This window comes from Shewanella sp. SM29 (assembly GCF_025654245.1).
Taxonomy (GTDB): domain Bacteria; phylum Pseudomonadota; class Gammaproteobacteria; order Enterobacterales; family Shewanellaceae; genus Shewanella; species Shewanella oncorhynchi.
In genome coordinates, this window is record NZ_JAKKRN010000013.1 from 1 (window position 1) to 15,882 (window position 15,882).

The window sequence follows — 15,882 nt, forward strand, 5'->3', positions numbered from 1 at the left end:
CGTCGCGGGCGGGAATTGTTGGGATAACGCACCAATGGAGCGTTTCTTTAGAAGTTTGAAATCTGAGTGGATCCCCGCCAGTGGTTATGGGAATTTTACAGAAGCAGATAAAGAGATCACAAATTACATCACTGGATATTACAGTGAGACCAGACCCCATCAATATAATGGTGGGTTAACGCCAAATGAGTCAGAACGTTTATATTGGAATGACTCTAAAATCGTGGCCAATTTTACTTGACCACTACAGTTGTATTCGCCATTAACCGCGAGGGTTCGCGGCTACTTATCCATATGTGCATAGTATTTATCGAGTGAAATGGATAAACCGCTATCGAGCACAATTCGGACATGTGAGGGTTTGAGTTGTCTTGGTTCTGTCACTCCGCAAGAGTGCGCAATTAAGGCTAAGTCATGGTGTAAATTATGATTATAGCTAGCAACACGAGCCGATTTATCCCTAGGATCGAGTCCTTGTTGTAGCTTGGGATTGTGCGTTGTGATGCCCGTTGGGCAGGTATCTCTATTGCACTGTAAGGCTTGAATACAACCGAGGGCGAACATATTGCCACGGGCCGATGCGATGAAGTCGGCACCTAATGCCAAAGCCCAAGCGACTCTTGATGGCACAATAAGTTTACCCGAAGCGATGACTTTGATGCGTTTACGCAAGCCTCGTTGGATCAAGACATTAACTAGGATAGGTAAGCTTTCCTTCAGTGGTAATCCGACATAATCCATTAAAGGTTGTGGTGCAGCGCCTGTGCCGCCATCGGCACTGTCTAAGGTAAAGAAGTCGGGGGCAGAGTCTTCGCCACGACGTTCAATTTCATCACATAAATCTTCGAGCCACTGCACGTCACCGAGTACGGCCTTAATGCCCGTTGGTTTACCGGTAACTTCACGTACTCGTTCAACCATATCCAAAATATCGTTCACGGATTTGAATTCAATATGACCATTAGGGCTAATAGAGTCATAACCCTGAGGAATACCGCGAATATGGGCAATTTCAGCTGTGACTTTGATCCCTGGTAAAATGCCGCCTTTGCCCGGTTTAGCTCCTTGACTCATTTTAATTTCAAACATTTTGACTTCGGGATGAATGGCTATCGACTTGAGCTTTTCATCGTCTAAATGTCCGTGCTCATTACGTACACCGTATTTGGCCGTTCCAATTTGAAAGACGATATCGCAGCCACCTTTTAGATGATAAGGGCTCAAGCCGCCTTCACCTGTGTTAAGCCAGCAACCCGCCTGCGCTGCACCGTGGGAAAGGGCGGTAATTGCTGGGCGCGATAGAGCCCCAAAGCTCATGGCTGAAATATGACAAATGGCTTGAGTCGTATAGGGTTGGCGGCAATTGGTGCCAATTGTCAGTGGATGAATGGGTGTGATCTCTTCATCTTGGGTTGGGAAGGCGGTATTCATAAACATAACAGTACCGGCAGTATCCAAGGGGCGAGTCGAACCAAAGGCGATAGTTCTATCGACATTTTTAGCGGCGCGGTACACCCAGCTGCGTTCAGCACGGTTGAAGGGCAGTTCTTCTCTGTCTTGGGCGAAAAAGTATTGTCTGAAAAACTCACCTTGTTTTTCAAACAAATATCGAAAGCGACCAATCACGGGATAGTTATGTCTTACCGCTTGTTTGGTCTGCATTTTATCTGCGATATACATGTAAATAACCGCGAGTACTGCGAGTCCTATTACAATCAAAAACAGCCCTGAAAATAGATCGAGTCCCCACATAAACCAATTGAGTTCACTCATGTTATTTATCCTTATTCTTGTCCGTAACGGGTGGCGATCAAGCTCGCAGGTTGGTCATCATTAAGAGAGAGTAAAAACAGCTGGCTATAGTCATCTTCACTGATCGCTTGGATCTCAGGTCCACCAAGGGCTTTAATGATCTGTGGGACAGTATTTGAATGCCCAACGATGAGTGTATTGCCCTTTACAGCATGCACTTGTTCAACAATGTGTTGGATATGTCCTTCGATAGGTTTGGCAGCTTCTACTATCGTCACAGGTAAATGGCGATCCTCGGCGATGGGCGCGAGTGTTTGCTGGGTTCTTAGGTATTGAGTCGCAATAAGTTGCGACAGCGGCGTGCGGCTCAAGGCAGTGATCAGTGATGCTGCGCGTATTTCTCCCTTGGGTGATAACTGCGGGTTATTGGCTGGCGTGTCGGCTTTCTCGGCATGTCTGACTAAAATAATTAGTCTACTTTCAGCATGAGCTTGGCTAATGGGAGCAAAGCCGAGGCAAGTGAATATGACGAGGCTTGTTAGCAGGCTAAAGCGTTTTATATTGATACCCAGATTATGCTTAAAATAGTGCTTAAGGATTAGTGTAAACCCGTGAAAGCGGAAATGACTCAAACTGCGGCCTGCTGCCATGGTGTAACATCCTTTTCTATTGGCTTATGTCTAAGCTCAGCGATAGTAATGATCTGCATTGCGGTGGGTTGGCGCTTTATGCACCTTATTAAAGAATGAACCCACTTAATTTATGTGGGCCTTATCATGGCCTTGTGGTCAGATGGTACTTCAATTCTAAAAATTACTAAAGCTGGTTAAATTTTGGTCGATAATTAAGTCGACCCGAATTGAATGGATAGTCATCATGGAAATCAATAAACCCCCTCAAGTGCAAAGTACCCCTTTGCCACAGAAAAAATATGCTGAAAACGCGGCGTCTAAGGGCACCGAAGTGAGTGATTCGAAGGACGCGAAAGCCACAGAAGTAACCTCGAAGCAAACTGCGCAGCAAACGAGCAAGCAGCTGATGAATCAAGCGATTTTATCGGCACAGCAAGATGTGAATATCAAGTCAGGCGATCAGTCTATGGCCTTGCTTTATCGCGCAGCGATAGAGTCGATTAATAAAGAGTTAGCGCCCACTATGGGCGAGAACGCGATTCAGACGGCTTATGATAATGGCGTAGATACTTCTCCAGAAGCGACTGCAGATCGTATCGTGAGTTTTGCGACGCAGTTTTTTAGCATTCACCAACAACAAAATTCGGGTATGAGTCTAAGTGATCAACTCGATAGCTTTATGGGGATTATTGGCGGTGCCATTGACAATGGCTTTAAAGAGGCTAAAGATATTCTGTCCGGCCTTAAAGTATTGCAGGGTGATATTGCCGATGGTGTCGATAAAACCTACAGCTTAGTGCAAGAGGGGCTGCAAGCCTTTAGAGATAGCTTTAACAAGAAGACTGATGAGACAGTATCGAGTCCGAGTTAATACCTCAGTATTTTCAGTTCTATATTCAGCGTTATAGTCATAAGCCCCTTATATAAGGGGTTTTTGTTGTGCAGAAAAAAGTCTATGCTGGAAGCCTATTTAACGTTTCGCTTGAGGGCAAGTTATGTGGATTAGGGGACAAGTGATAGAACGTATTGATTGGAGTGATAAGTTATTCTCATTGCGCATTGCTGCCGAGTTAGCTCCATTTATTCCTGGTCAGTTTATCAAGTTAAGTCAAATGCAAGATGATAAGCGTGTGGCTAGAGCCTACTCCTTAGTAAATTCTCCCGATAAACCCTATGCCGAGGTGCTCGCCGTTGCAGTAGAGGATGGCCTGTTATCGCCTCAATTACACAACCTTGCAATAGGCGATGAAATTGAAATTACCTCAACCGCGACCGGTTTTATGACCTTAGCTGAAATTCCTAAGGGTGAACTCCAAGGGAAGCATTTGTGGTTTTTAGCCACAGGAACAGCAGTAGGGCCATTTTTGTCTATGCTCGACACCGATGAACCTTGGGAGCGTTTTGAAAAAGTCGTGCTTGTGTATGGCGTGCGCGAAGCACAGGATTTGGCATATCTTGATAAGCTGCGTAATTTAGAACGCAAATACCCTGAACAATTTACATTAGTCTTGAGTGTGACCCGTAAACCCTTTGCCGATGCTTTGCAGTGTCGCATTCCCGAGGGGATAGTCTCGGGTGAAATCGAAAAAAAGGCAGGATTAACCTTAAACGCAGCTGACTCTCAAGTTATGATCTGCGGCAATCCGGGTATGATTAATGGTGCGCAAGCCCCTTTACTCGATAAAGGGTTAGTGAAGAATTTACGCCGTGCTCCTGGGCAAATTACCGTTGAAAAATACTGGTAATCTCAATTTTACATAGAAGGCGAGAGTAAACTTGTTGCCGTTCTTGCCCCTAAAAAGCCATAGCGTTTAATGCAAACAAAAGGAAATTTTTGATGAAGTTGTTAAGTTCTCAAGCTTCGCCCTATGCCCGTTGTGTAAGAGCCTTAATCCAGTATCTAGGGATTAACAATATTGAAGAGCAGTTAGTTAATCCCTTTGAAAACAGCGCAGAATTACTCGATGCTAACCCGTTAGGACAGATCCCGTGTCTTATTACCAACGATGGTGTTGCACTATTCGATAGTGAAGTGATCATGCGTTACCTAGATACAGAGCTTGGCGATCGTAAGATGTTTGGGATCTCAAATAATAACTGGGTGCTGGAGTGTCAGTATTCTTTAGTCAAAGGCTTAATCGATAGCGCGGTGAAATTACGCCAAGAGCAAATGCGTGAAGAAGAAGGCGTGAGGTCAATATTTTGGACTGCACGTTTTGAACAAGCACTGCTGCGCGGCCTTATGCAGATTGAGCTTCAAACTGTGATCACCCAAACCACGATTCAAGCACCGCAATTAGCCTTGATTTGCTTACTCGATTATGTGGATTTTAGACATCCAGAGCTAGATTGGCGTAAGGTTGCACCTGCGACAGCACTTTGGTTCAGTGAAATGCGTGATTTACCTGCATTTATTCAAACTCGTCCCCAATAATCCGCAGAGGATGCTCAACCGTCGGTTGCGCGTCTTCCTTTTGGCCTATCACGGCGATTTTGTTCACCAAAAGCGCCGAATAACTCACGAGTAACCCCATATTCTACTCTGCGATCATTGCCTAGTTGGCGCCTGTCTTCATGGTGTTGATAGCGGCATTGGCAGTTTGCCATAGTGCATTCTTCCATCGGAATTTCGGGCGCATCTTTTGATAAAAATCGTTTTCCAGAAAGCGCTTCAATCTGCTCACAGCAACTGCCGTTATTCACTATGCTCACACTGTGAAAACTGTGAGTCTTATTAATGCTGGGATCAGCAGCTTGAGAAGAGTGTTTATGTCTTTTGGGACGACTATTGAGTTTGAATAAGCCAAATAGCGCAATTGCGGCTACGCCTAGCAGCAAAACAGTTAACATAACGCCTCCTGAAAGCATTTTTATCAAATTAAGGTTCAGTTTAGTTTGATTTGAGATAATCTCAAATTTTCAGATTAATACCATTAAAAACATGAAGTTAATTAGCTGCTTGCTCTCAAGTTCTGTATCTATTACTCTTGCGAAACTGATAAGCATTATCATTAATGCGTTAGTGTTCAAATTTTACTGAACACGTCATCACTTTGGGGAGAATTCGGTAATGAAATGGGTAACTTGCGCGGCTGTTTTTGGGTTAATGTCGGTTGGGCATTCAGCGAATGCAGATGATAAATTAACCGTTTATTCTTATCGTCAAGCTTTCTTGGTGGAGCCTATACTGACGCGTTTCACCGAAGAAACTGGCATAGGTGTGAATTTGGTATTTGCTAAAGACGGTATTGCCGAGCGTCTCGTCCGTGAAGGCCGTTTATCCCCTGCGGATCTTGTGCTGACGTCTGATTTTTCACGTTTAGTTGAATTAGTGGATAAAGATCTAACCTCTCCAGTCAAAAATCCCCTGCTAGAGAGTAATATTCCTGCGCAGTATCGCGATCCCGACGGCCAGTGGTATGCCCTGACTATGCGGGTGCGAAATCTCTATACAGCCAAGGATCGTTTAGGCCAGCAGCAATTGACCTATGAAGAATTAGCCGATCCCAAATATAAAGGAAAGATTTGTACTCGCAGTGGTAAGCATCCATACAACATAGCGTTAGTCGCATCTATGATTGCTCATCACGGTGAAGCTGAGGCAAAAACTTGGTTACAAGGCGTGAAAACTAATTTAGCCCGCAAACCTCAGGGGAACGACAGGGGGCAAATTGCCGCAGTAAAAGAAGGTGTGTGTGAGATCGCCATTGGTAATAGCTACTATTACGGCAATATGTTGCAGGATCCTGAGCAAAAGGCGATCGCCGAAGCTGTGACGCTCAACTTCCCGAACCAAGCTGACCGCGGTGCCCATGTGAATGTGTCTGGCATGGTATTAACTCGCCATGCGCCTAATAAAGCCAATGCGATTAAATTGATGGAGTTCTTATCCGCCGATGTGGCTCAGAAGGCTTATGCCGATGTGAATATGGAATATCCAGTGAAAGCCGATGTGGCACCTTCATCTTTAGTGGCTTCATGGGGTAAGTTTAAGTCAGATCAATTGCCCATTTTTAAGTTGGCAGAATATCACCAAGCGGCGGTTAAGCTATTAGATGAAGTGCAGTTTGATCTCTAGCTCCAGTGCTAGCGACAAAATGCAGATTTAGGTTATCAGCGCCAGTGATTGGCGCTGTGACGTTTTAAGGATTGACATGATTTTAGGATTAGCCAGAAGCTGGTCGCTTGCTGGTTATGCCGTGGCCGCCTTGCTGGTATTGCCACTATTTGCGTTGATATTTCAAGCTTTTCAGCCTGACGAAGCCGTGTTTGGGCACTTGATGGCAACGGTTCTGCCGACATATATCATTAATAGTTTATTGCTGATTTTCTGGGTGAGTCTGGGGGCGTTATTACTTGCGTTACCCTGCGCTTGGTTGATGGCTCGTTGTGACTTTGTCGGCAGGCGATATTTGCAATGGGCGCTATTATTGCCCCTTGCTATGCCTGCGTATATTGTTGCCTACGTCTATACCGATTTACTCGATTATGCGGGGCCAGTGCAGCGCGGTCTTCGTTCGATATTTGGCTGGGACTCACCGCAGGATTATTTCTTCCCCGATATTCGTACCTTAGGCGGTGCGGCGTGTATGTTGTCGCTGGTATTGTTTCCCTATATTTATCTCTTGGCACGTACCGCTTTTATGGAGCAATCCTTAAGTTTGGCGCATGCTTCGCGCATTATGGGCTGTTCACCGTGGCAAAGTTTTTGGCGTTTATCTTTGCCTATGGCAAGGCCTGCGCTCGCCGTTGGGGTGGCTTTAGTGGCGATGGAGACGGCCGCTGATTTTGCAACGGTTAACTATTTTGCCGTGCCTACCTTAACGACAGCCGTGTACGACACTTGGTTGGGTTATGGCAATTTGACCGCCGCCGCTAAGTTATCGGCGATTATCTTGCTGGTAGTGTTTAGCCTGATTGGATTTGAGCGTTTTGCCCGTCGTAAACAGCAGTTATTCCAAAAACAATCACGTATACAAGTCACTGACTTGTATCGACTCTCGATGACTCAAACCTTGGTCGCACTGAGCTTTTGCGGCATGCTATTGCTATTAGCCTTTCTGTTACCTTTCGGGATTTTATTATCCTATGCGATTGGTTACTTTGAACAAAGCTGGGATAAGAGTTTTTGGCAATTGAGTCTTAACAGCCTCAGTCTTGCGCTGATCACCAGTTTACTCTGTTGCTTAATCGCCTTACTGCTTATGTTCGTTCGCCGGATAAGCCCAAGACAGAGTGATGCTTTGCCCTCACGGTTAGCTTCGACGGGCTACGCCTTACCAGGCACTGTGCTGGCTATTGGGGTATTAGTGCCTTTAACTATGCTAGATTTTGCGATTAACGATCTGGCGGATCTTGTCGGCATAGCAGGTCCTGGTCTTATCCTTACAGGCAGTGTGATTGCATTGATTTTTGCTTTTTGTGTACGTTTCGTGGCAATTGCGATTGGCAGTGTTGAAAGCAGTTATAAACGCATCTCGCCATCGCTAGACATGGTGAGCCTGACCATGGGGCAAACTCCTCGGCAACTTTTGCGGCGGGTGCATTTGCCTTTACTTGCTAAGGGATTGTTTGCGGGCGCTTTATTGGTGTTTATCGAAAGCATGAAGGAACTGCCCGCTGCGTTATTGCTGCGGCCTATCGGCTTTGAGAATCTTGCAACTTATGTATTCCAGTTTGCGTCCGATGAAAAACTCGAGCACGGCGCATTAGCTGCTATTGTGATTGTACTAGTGGGTTTAGTGCCGCTTATTTATTTAAACCGTTCATTGGAGCATCACAGCTGATGACAAGTACGCTCAAGCTTAAGCAAATTCATAGCGATTATCAGGGCCAGCAAGTACTTAAAGGTTTGAGTTTAACGCTCGCCCAAGGGGAAATCCTGGCGTTGTTAGGCCCAAGCGGTTGTGGCAAGACGACCTTATTACGTGCGGTTGCTGGATTACAGGCCATAAGCCAAGGTGAAATCCAGATTAATGGCCGCATAGTGAGTGGCAATAGCCAGTTTGTACCTAGTGAGCAGCGCGGCATCGGCATGATTTTTCAAGACTATGCGCTTTTCCCTCATTTGACTGTGGCGGAAAATATCCTCTTTGGGGTGGCTAGATTGTCGGGCGCAGAACGTCAGGCACGTTTGGATGAAATGCTAGCCTTGGTCAAACTTGAAGGGTTGGCACAGCGTTATCCCCATGAATTATCTGGCGGTCAGCAGCAGCGAGTTTCGATTGCGCGGGCACTTGCCTATGAGCCGCAATTATTGCTGCTCGATGAGCCTTTTTCTAATATTGATGCCCAAGTGCGTTACGAGATGATGGCGGAAATTCGCAGCATCTTAAAACAGCGTAATGTCAGCGCGGTGTTTGTTACTCATAGCAAGGATGAAGCCTTTGTATTTGCAGATACTTTAGCCATCTTTAATCAAGGCATCATAGTGCAGCATGGTAGTGCCGAAGCTTTATATGCCGCCCCAAACAGCCGCTATGTGGCGGACTTTTTAGGTAGCGGTAATTACTTACCTGCAGCAGTGTTTGATGGGCACAGTGTTGTCACTCCCATAGGTCATTTAACGAGCCTCACGCCATTAAATTTGCCGAGCGAGTTCAGCGGAACAGTATTCTTGCGACCACAGCAATTGACGCTCAGCGCCGATGAACAGGGCGTTGGTACTATCACTGAGCGACGTTTCTTAGGCGCCTTTTGTCATTATTGGGTCAAAATTGAGGCCGCTTCCCATGCTTATTATGTGGAGGTGCGTAGCCAAATGATGCAGCTAAGTATCGGTCAAAAGGTTGGGGTAACGACTGAGCCGCATTCGCTTGTGCTGTTTGAATCTTCAGCATATTCAAACTGTGGGGACCCAATCTAAGCGATGAGTATTTATTCAATGCTGATATAGCATAGCCAACTAAAGTACGACATTTTTGCTTACGTTTAACTTGGGTCTATACGGTATTGGTTGGTGATATTTTAGACCATCCTTGCTACTTTTATCCTCCGGTTTTGGAGGAATTATGATAAAAACAATAAATTCAATTTGCACCCTCGTTATTGTAGCAACGGCAATATCGTCTTCAGGAGTGATGGCCATGGATAGGATCACAGGTAAAGCCTTCGCAACGCGATCAGAAGTGTATGCAACCCAAGGGATGGCGGCGACCAGTCAGCCTTTAGCCACGCAAGTCGCTATTGATATACTCAAGCAGGGCGGCAGTGCGGTCGATGCAGCGATTGCCGCTAACGCTATGTTAGGATTAGTCGAGCCAACGGGCTCGGGTGTCGGCGGGGACTTATTTGCTATCGTTTGGAGCGCAAAAGATAAACGCCTCTATGGTCTAAATGCATCGGGGCGCAGTCCCAAATCCTTAAGTTTTGAAAAGCTTAAATCCCTCGGATTAGACTATTTACCGCCGCTTGGACCTTTGCCGGTTTCTGTACCGGGCACTGTGGACGGTTGGTATGAGCTGCATAATAAGTTTGGTAAATTAGCTATGGCTGATAACCTCGCGCCTGCAATTCATTACGCCCGTGATGGTTTCCCAGTGTCAGAGTTGATTGCCTATTACCTTGATGGCAGTGGTAAAAAACTGGCTAAATTCCCCGGTTTTAAAGAAACCTATATGCCTAATGGTAAGATGCCTACCGTAGGGGAAATCTTTAAAAATCTCGCGCTTGCTAACACCTATGAGAAAATTGCCAAGGGCGGCCGCGATGCTTTCTATAAAGGTGATATTGCCAAAAGTATTGATAAGTACATGAAATCCCAAGGTGGTTATTTAAGTTATGATGACTTAGCCAGCCATACTAGCGACTGGATAGATCCCGTTTCGGTGAACTACCGTGGTTACGATGTGTGGGAACTGCCACCTAATGGTCAAGGCATTGCGGCGCTACAAATCTTAAAAACCATGGAGCCCTTTAATGTGGCTGCCATGGGCTTTAATAGTCCTGAATATGTGCATTTATTTGTCGAAGCAAAGAAACTCGCCTTTGCCGACAGAGCTAAGTTTTATGCCGACATGGCCTTTAATAAAGTGCCCGTTACCGAGCTTATCTCACAGAAATATAACTATGATCGCGCTAAGTTGATTGACCCTACAAAAACCGCCAAGAGTGTCGATGCGGGTAATCCAGCGTTGCAACATGGCGATACTGTGTACCTGACTACCGCTGACAAAGATGGCAACATGGTGTCACTCATTCAGAGTAATTACCGTGGTATGGGGTCAGGGATGACACCACCGGATCTCGGCTTTGTGCTGCAAGACCGCGGGCAAATGTTTGATTTAACGGAAGGGCGTTTTAATACCTACGCACCGGGCAAGCGTCCATTCCATACCATTATTCCGGCTTTTGTGACCAAAGACGGTAAACCTTGGCTGAGCTTTGGGGTGATGGGCGGCGCGACTCAGCCACAAATGCACGCGCAGATTGTAATGAATCTGATTGATTTTAAAATGAACTTGCAAGAAGCGGGCGATGCCCCCAGAATTTTGCATATGGGGTCAACCGAGCCCACAGGCGAAGTGATGAAGGATGGCGGCTACGTCAGTTTGGAATCAGGTTTTCCGGTAGAAACCCGTCGTGAGTTGATTAAGAAAGGCCATGTACTGCGTGATGGACTTGGGGAGTTTGGTGGCTATCAAGCCATTGGATTTAATGCCGAAACCGGCGTATATCGTGCGGCTTCTGAGAGTCGCAAGGATGGTCACGCCGCAGGCTATTAACACTAAGATAAATGCTAAGGTAAACTCAACACTGAGTGAACCTGACGTCATTGATTCGATTTAACTGATTGGCGAGACTTTAATGGTCTCGTCAATTTTTATGTTTAAGGGTCTGGGGTGGGATAATGCTCCGCTATTGGCATTATCATAAACAGATCAGAGCAAACTGTGCGTTAGTTAATGTCATTTTTAGGTAAAGTTGCGGATAATATTGCCGAAAATGAATTTAGAAAAAGGGTGATAACCAAATGGATATTCAAAATATGCCGCGTGAACAGTTGGGTGTGTGTGCAGAGGGGAACTTACACAGTGTCTATTTGATGTTTAATGCCAATGACAATGTCGAGTCGCAATTACGTCCCTGTCTTGCCAACGTTGCGCAGTATATTTATGAGCTGACAGATCAATATTCCGACAGTGCATTCAATGGTTTTGTTGGTATTGGTGCTAATTATTGGGATAGCCTCTATCCTACTGCTCGCCCTGAACTGCTTAAACCTTTCCCTGCGATGCAAGTGGGCAGTCGTGAAGCGCCTGCAATTGAATATGATTTATTCGTGCATATTCGCAGTGATCGTTACGACATTCTGCATTTAGTGGCTAATGAAATCAGCCAAATGTTTGAAGACTTAGTGGAGTTAGTTGAAGAAGAGCGTGGCTTTAGATTTATGGATAGCCGTGATTTAACCGGCTTTGTCGATGGCACCGAAAACCCTAAGGGGCGCCACCGCCAGGAAGTGGCACTTGTGGGTGATGAGGATCCTGAGTTTAAGGGTGGCAGCTATATTCATGTGCAAAAATATGCCCATAACTTGAGTAAGTGGCATAGATTACCAGTTAAAAAACAAGAGGATATAATCGGTCGAACTAAGCAAGATAATATCGAGTATGAATCTGAAGATAAGCCACTGACCAGCCATATCAAGCGCGTTAATCTTAAAGATGCCGATGGTAAGTCAATGGAGATCCTGCGTCAGAGTATGCCCTATGGTTCGCTGAAGGAGCAGGGATTAATGTTTATCTCTAACTGCCGCACGCCAGAACATTTTGAAAAGATGCTGCATAGCATGATGTTTGGTGATGGCGCAGGCAATCATGATCACTTGATGCATTTTACTAAGGCGATGACAGGTTCATCTTTCTTTGCCCCTGCATTGGATTTTATGCTGCAGTTCGACGAATAAGCTTTCTATAATCAAGCCGAATTAGTATCAATCGAGACGCACTTAAGCTAACGCCTAAGTGCGTTTTTTTATGCTAATGCGCGGGAACCCATTTTTTGATATCGAGCTGCCATTGCAGGGCGGTGAAATCGATAAAGGCGCGCACTAGATTTTGCTGATAACTGCGGGACAAATATACCGCCCACAGGGTTTGGCCTGGTGTCGTAAATTCGGGTAAGACTTCTTTGAGCTGACCACTGGCAAGGTATTGGTTAGCCAAGTCACAGGGTAACCGCACTATGCCATGTCCACGTAGCGCCGCACTGACCAACACTCCCATATCGTTAGCCTTAAGATTCCCTGTAACTTTGACGTGCTCGGCTTGCAGTTCTTTTAGAAAAGGCCAGTTTTGTTGCGCTGAGTGTATGAGGCAGTTGTGGGCTAGCAGATCAATGGGTTCGAGGAGTGGCGTTGCGCTATCAAGATAGCTCGGCGCCGCGCAAAGTACCGCATCTATGGTCATCAAACGCCGAGCAATGAGATTCTCATCGGGTTGCTCGGTATAGCGTAGCGCCACGTCGACTCTCTCATCTACCAATTGCGCAAAACTGTCCGACATCACCAGTTGAATGTTGACCTTAGGATGAATTTTAATAAAGCGATCAACGACATAAAACAGACTGTGCTGCCCAAGGCCAATAGGCGTAGCGATACGAATACTGCCTACCAGTTCACTGTTATGGCTGTGGGCACGACTCTCCATGGCAGCAACTTCACTTAAGATCCGCTGGCAAAATTGTAGCGCTTCCTCACCCTGCAAAGTCAAGCTGGCGCTGCGCGTGGTGCGGTGTAATAAGCGTAAACTCAACCACTGCTCCACTTCTTGAATATGACGGGAAACCTGCAGGCGGCTGAGGTCTAAATGTTCGGCAGCTTTGGTAAAGCTGCCACAGTTTGCGACTTCGACGAAACTGCGTATAGCGGCAATTTTATCCACATTAGTATCCTATATTGAAACAATCATGCTCAATTATTGATGTTTATTAGGTGAAAAACTGCAAGTAAACTGGATCCAATGTAAATCATCTGAGTGAGACAATGAAATGAAAATCGCAATTTTAGGTGCAACGGGTTGGATCGGTGGTGCAATTTTAAAAGAAGCACAGAGTCGTGGACATCAAGTGACAGCGTTAGTGCGTGATCCAAGTAAGTTATCCGTGGCTGACGTGGCAGTACGTGCCGTGGATTTAGAGCAGCCATTGGTCGCCGATACCTTTGCTGGCGTAGATGTCGTGATTGCCGCCGTTGGTGGCCGCGCCCAACAAAATCATGGTCTAGTGGCGAGTACGGTTCAGCATTTACTGGATGTGCTGCCTAACGCTAACGTGTCACGTTTATTGTGGGTCGGTGGTGCTGGGAGTTTAGAAGTGGCGCCGGGTGTGACGCTGGTCTCTAGTCCAGATTTCCCAGCAGCATATAAAGATGAGGCGTTAGCTCAGGGTGAAGCTTTGCAGGTATTCCGTGCGGCGCAAACGGCAATCAATTGGACCTTTGTGAGCCCAGCCGCTGAGATTTATCCCGGTGAGAGTGAAGGCCCGTACCGTCTTGGTGGCGACAGCTTCTTTACCGATGCTAATGGTCAAAGCCGTATCTCTGTAACCGATTACGCAAAAGCCATGGTAGATGAAGCCGAAAAGGGCACTCACCCAAACCAGCGCATCAGTGTGGCTTACTGATATCGTTATAGTTGAGTTAGATATTGTGAGTTAGATATTGTGCTGGAATGTGTAACGTAATCGGGACAATGGCCAAATAACCAGCGCGGTATTGCACTTCAAAATGTACAGATAAAATAGAACAGGTCAGCTCACTGACCTGTTTTTTTATTCTGCGTAATTGAATAAAGATTTGATGGTTTCTAAGGTATCGGCGATATCTTGGATGCTCGATGGGCAAATAAAGATAGTGTCATCACCGGCAATCGTACCCAAAATGCCTTCTGGTTTACCGATAGAATCCAATAAACGGGCAATCAGCTGCGCGGCACCTGGGCTAGTTCGCACGACGATCATAGCTTGATTGTGATCGACGTCGAGTACCAAATTCTTCAGTGGGCTACCCGCGGTGGGTACGCCTAATTCGGCTGGTAAGCAATACACCATCTCTTGCTTAGCGTTGCGAGTCCGCACTGCGCCGAACTTGCTGAGCATGCGTGACACTTTCGATTGGTTAATATTACCAAAGCCTTCAGCTTGCAAGGCGGTGACGATTTCACTCTGAGAGCCAAAGCGCTCTTCTTTTAAAATCGACTTAAAAATTCTAACAAGGTCATCCTGATTCTTGGTCGTTTGCATAATATTATTATTCGTTATTCAAAAAAACAGGCCCATTTTGAATATTTTTAGAAAAATTGTCAACAAATAACCAGATTGGTTGAATAAAAATTCACTAAGCCCCAGTGGTTAAGCGTTTGTAGGGGGCGTAAAAATCCCAATTTGAGTAATTGTTCTACATTGCTTCTACGTTATTCCGGAATTCTTTTGTCCCACGACTAAGGGATAATTGAAATTGTTGTGACATTCCAGTAATGTGACGCCAACGCAAATTAGATCCATGTCACACATATCCGAGAAATAACGGAGATAACTATGAAAGTTGCTGTACTTGGTGCTGCTGGTGGTATCGGCCAGGCTCTTGCCCTACTGTTAAAAACTCAATTGCCTGCGGGTTCACAATTGTCTCTATATGATATCGCACCGGTAACTCCGGGTGTTGCGGTTGACTTGAGCCACATTCCAACTGCTGTTGAAATCAAAGGTTTTGCTGGTGAAGATCCAACGCCTGCCCTCGTGGGTGCTGACGTTGTTCTAATTTCTGCTGGTGTTGCGCGTAAGCCTGGTATGGATCGTTCTGATCTGTTCAATATCAATGCGGGTATCGTTCGCAACCTGATCGAAAAAGTAGCGGCAACTTGCCCTACGGCTTTGGTTGGCATTATCACTAACCCAGTCAACACGACCGTAGCTATCGCTGCAGAAGTGATGAAAAAAGCGGGTGTTTACGATAAGAACCGTCTGTTCGGTATCACGACATTAGACGTGATCCGCTCTGAAACTTTCATCGCCGAATTAAAAGGCCTGAACGTTGCTGACGTTAAAGTGAATGTGATCGGCGGCCACAGCGGCGTGACTATTCTGCCATTACTGTCTCAAGTTGAAGGCGCGACTTTCACTGACGAAGAAGTGGCAAGTTTGACGACTCGCATCCAAAACGCGGGTACAGAAGTGGTTGAAGCTAAAGCCGGTGGCGGAAGCGCGACTCTGTCTATGGGTCAAGCGGCTTGCCGTTTCGGTCTGTCTCTGGTTCGTGGTCTGCAAGGCGAAGCTAACATCGTTGAATGCGCCTATGTTGACGGCGGCAGCGAGCATGCTGAATTCTTCGCACAACCTGTGCTGTTAGGCAAAAACGGTATTGAAAAAGTACTGCCTTACGGTGAAGTGAGTGCATTCGAAGCTAACGCTCGTGATTCTATGTTAGATACGCTGAAAGGCGATATCAAACTAGGCGTTGATTTCGTTAAATAATCTTTCGGATAATCTTTTTAGATTATGA

16 protein-coding genes are annotated in these 15,882 nt (G+C 45.9%); 11 read left to right on the forward strand and 5 right to left on the reverse strand.

The genetic code is table 11. The annotated features are described in order from the left end of the window. Positions 1-241: integrase core domain-containing protein (locus tag L5L77_RS10720; RefSeq protein WP_263222700.1), on the forward strand; the 241-nt coding region annotated here is incomplete at its 5' end. A 41-nt stretch (positions 242-282) separates the two neighbouring features. Here L5L77_RS10720 and L5L77_RS10725 read toward each other — a convergent pair. Both L5L77_RS10725 and L5L77_RS10730 read right to left on the reverse strand, forming a co-directional pair. Further along, positions 283-1,773 carry an FMN-binding glutamate synthase family protein gene (locus L5L77_RS10725; protein WP_263184470.1) on the reverse strand — a complete coding sequence of 497 codons (1,491 nt, stop codon included), beginning with the start codon at positions 1,771-1,773 and terminating at the stop codon, positions 283-285. Positions 1,774-1,784: 11 nt separating this feature from the next. Continuing rightward, positions 1,785-2,402: a SixA phosphatase family protein gene (locus tag L5L77_RS10730; RefSeq protein ID WP_173496713.1), complete on the reverse strand. Its 618-nt coding sequence runs from the start codon at positions 2,400-2,402 to the stop codon at positions 1,785-1,787. 226 nt (positions 2,403-2,628) lie between these two features. Here L5L77_RS10730 and L5L77_RS10735 point away from each other — a divergent pair, with 226 nt between their 5' ends. From L5L77_RS10735 to L5L77_RS10745, 3 genes are all read left to right on the forward strand, one after another. Next, positions 2,629-3,255, forward strand: coding sequence for a DUF5610 domain-containing protein (locus tag L5L77_RS10735; protein WP_105250221.1), 627 nt, complete (start codon positions 2,629-2,631; stop codon positions 3,253-3,255). Between the two features lie 124 nt (positions 3,256-3,379). Further along, the gene (locus L5L77_RS10740) at positions 3,380-4,129 is read left to right on the forward strand and encodes a ferredoxin--NADP reductase (protein WP_263222701.1); all 750 of its coding nucleotides are present in this window, start codon (positions 3,380-3,382) and stop codon (positions 4,127-4,129) included. Between the two features lie 92 nt (positions 4,130-4,221). Next, complete coding sequence (locus L5L77_RS10745; protein WP_105250219.1) at positions 4,222-4,818, forward strand: glutathione S-transferase N-terminal domain-containing protein; 597 nt, start codon at positions 4,222-4,224, stop codon at positions 4,816-4,818. A 14-nt stretch (positions 4,819-4,832) separates the two neighbouring features. On the opposite strand, the gene L5L77_RS10750 is transcribed toward L5L77_RS10745, so the two are convergent. Further along, positions 4,833-5,234, reverse strand: a complete 402-nt coding sequence (locus L5L77_RS10750; RefSeq protein ID WP_105250218.1) for a hypothetical protein — start codon at positions 5,232-5,234, stop codon at positions 4,833-4,835. Positions 5,235-5,454: 220 nt separating this feature from the next. Between L5L77_RS10750 and L5L77_RS10755 the strand changes: the two genes are divergently transcribed. The 5 genes from L5L77_RS10755 to L5L77_RS10775 all read left to right on the forward strand — a co-directional run bounded on the left by L5L77_RS10755 (position 5,455) and on the right by L5L77_RS10775 (position 12,291). Next, entirely contained in the window at positions 5,455-6,462 is a 1,008-nt protein-coding gene (locus tag L5L77_RS10755) for a Fe(3+) ABC transporter substrate-binding protein (RefSeq protein WP_113939101.1), read from the forward strand. Positions 6,463-6,538: 76 nt separating this feature from the next. Then, the gene (locus tag L5L77_RS10760) at positions 6,539-8,170 is read left to right on the forward strand and encodes an ABC transporter permease (protein ID WP_263181899.1); all 1,632 of its coding nucleotides are present in this window, start codon (positions 6,539-6,541) and stop codon (positions 8,168-8,170) included. Beyond that, entirely contained in the window at positions 8,170-9,249 is a 1,080-nt protein-coding gene (locus tag L5L77_RS10765) for an ABC transporter ATP-binding protein (RefSeq protein WP_173496716.1), read from the forward strand. The genes L5L77_RS10760 and L5L77_RS10765 overlap by 1 nt, the downstream gene beginning before the upstream one ends. A gap of 145 nt (positions 9,250-9,394) precedes the next feature. Then, positions 9,395-11,107, forward strand: a complete 1,713-nt coding sequence (ggt, locus tag L5L77_RS10770; RefSeq protein ID WP_263222702.1) for a gamma-glutamyltransferase — start codon at positions 9,395-9,397, stop codon at positions 11,105-11,107. Between the two features lie 248 nt (positions 11,108-11,355). Next, positions 11,356-12,291, forward strand: a complete 936-nt coding sequence (locus L5L77_RS10775) for a Dyp-type peroxidase (RefSeq protein ID WP_173496718.1) — start codon at positions 11,356-11,358, stop codon at positions 12,289-12,291. A gap of 73 nt (positions 12,292-12,364) precedes the next feature. On the opposite strand, the gene L5L77_RS10780 is transcribed toward L5L77_RS10775, so the two are convergent. Continuing rightward, on the reverse strand, positions 12,365-13,267 hold the full coding sequence (locus L5L77_RS10780) for a LysR family transcriptional regulator (protein WP_263181902.1): 903 nt from the start codon (positions 13,265-13,267) through the stop codon (positions 12,365-12,367). Positions 13,268-13,373: 106 nt separating this feature from the next. On the opposite strand from L5L77_RS10780, the gene L5L77_RS10785 reads away from it, so the two are divergent. Next, the gene (locus L5L77_RS10785) at positions 13,374-14,006 is read left to right on the forward strand and encodes an NAD(P)-dependent oxidoreductase (RefSeq protein WP_219233867.1); all 633 of its coding nucleotides are present in this window, start codon (positions 13,374-13,376) and stop codon (positions 14,004-14,006) included. A 147-nt stretch (positions 14,007-14,153) separates the two neighbouring features. Here the strand turns inward: L5L77_RS10785 and argR are convergent, their stop codons facing one another. After that, positions 14,154-14,624 carry a transcriptional regulator ArgR gene (gene argR / locus L5L77_RS10790; RefSeq protein WP_006080175.1) on the reverse strand — a complete coding sequence of 157 codons (471 nt, stop codon included), beginning with the start codon at positions 14,622-14,624 and terminating at the stop codon, positions 14,154-14,156. Between the two features lie 294 nt (positions 14,625-14,918). Between argR and mdh the strand changes: the two genes are divergently transcribed. Beyond that, complete coding sequence (mdh, locus tag L5L77_RS10795; RefSeq protein WP_105250210.1) at positions 14,919-15,854, forward strand: malate dehydrogenase; 936 nt, start codon at positions 14,919-14,921, stop codon at positions 15,852-15,854. Positions 15,855-15,882 lie beyond the last annotated feature (28 nt).

Coding starts and splice junctions, on each gene's coding strand:
- L5L77_RS10725 (WP_263184470.1), bottom strand. CDS start 1,773: ATGAGTGAACTCAATTGGTTTATGTGGGGACTCGATCTATTTTCAGGG.
- L5L77_RS10730 (WP_173496713.1), bottom strand. CDS start 2,402: ATGGCAGCAGGCCGCAGTTTGAGTCATTTCCGCTTTCACGGGTTTACA.
- L5L77_RS10735 (WP_105250221.1), top strand. CDS start 2,629: ATGGAAATCAATAAACCCCCTCAAGTGCAAAGTACCCCTTTGCCACAG.
- L5L77_RS10740 (WP_263222701.1), top strand. CDS start 3,380: ATGTGGATTAGGGGACAAGTGATAGAACGTATTGATTGGAGTGATAAG.
- L5L77_RS10745 (WP_105250219.1), top strand. CDS start 4,222: ATGAAGTTGTTAAGTTCTCAAGCTTCGCCCTATGCCCGTTGTGTAAGA.
- L5L77_RS10750 (WP_105250218.1), bottom strand. CDS start 5,234: ATGTTAACTGTTTTGCTGCTAGGCGTAGCCGCAATTGCGCTATTTGGC.
- L5L77_RS10755 (WP_113939101.1), top strand. CDS start 5,455: ATGAAATGGGTAACTTGCGCGGCTGTTTTTGGGTTAATGTCGGTTGGG.
- L5L77_RS10760 (WP_263181899.1), top strand. CDS start 6,539: ATGATTTTAGGATTAGCCAGAAGCTGGTCGCTTGCTGGTTATGCCGTG.
- L5L77_RS10765 (WP_173496716.1), top strand. CDS start 8,170: ATGACAAGTACGCTCAAGCTTAAGCAAATTCATAGCGATTATCAGGGC.
- ggt (WP_263222702.1), top strand. CDS start 9,395: ATGATAAAAACAATAAATTCAATTTGCACCCTCGTTATTGTAGCAACG.
- L5L77_RS10775 (WP_173496718.1), top strand. CDS start 11,356: ATGGATATTCAAAATATGCCGCGTGAACAGTTGGGTGTGTGTGCAGAG.
- L5L77_RS10785 (WP_219233867.1), top strand. CDS start 13,374: ATGAAAATCGCAATTTTAGGTGCAACGGGTTGGATCGGTGGTGCAATT.
- argR (WP_006080175.1), bottom strand. CDS start 14,624: ATGCAAACGACCAAGAATCAGGATGACCTTGTTAGAATTTTTAAGTCG.
- mdh (WP_105250210.1), top strand. CDS start 14,919: ATGAAAGTTGCTGTACTTGGTGCTGCTGGTGGTATCGGCCAGGCTCTT.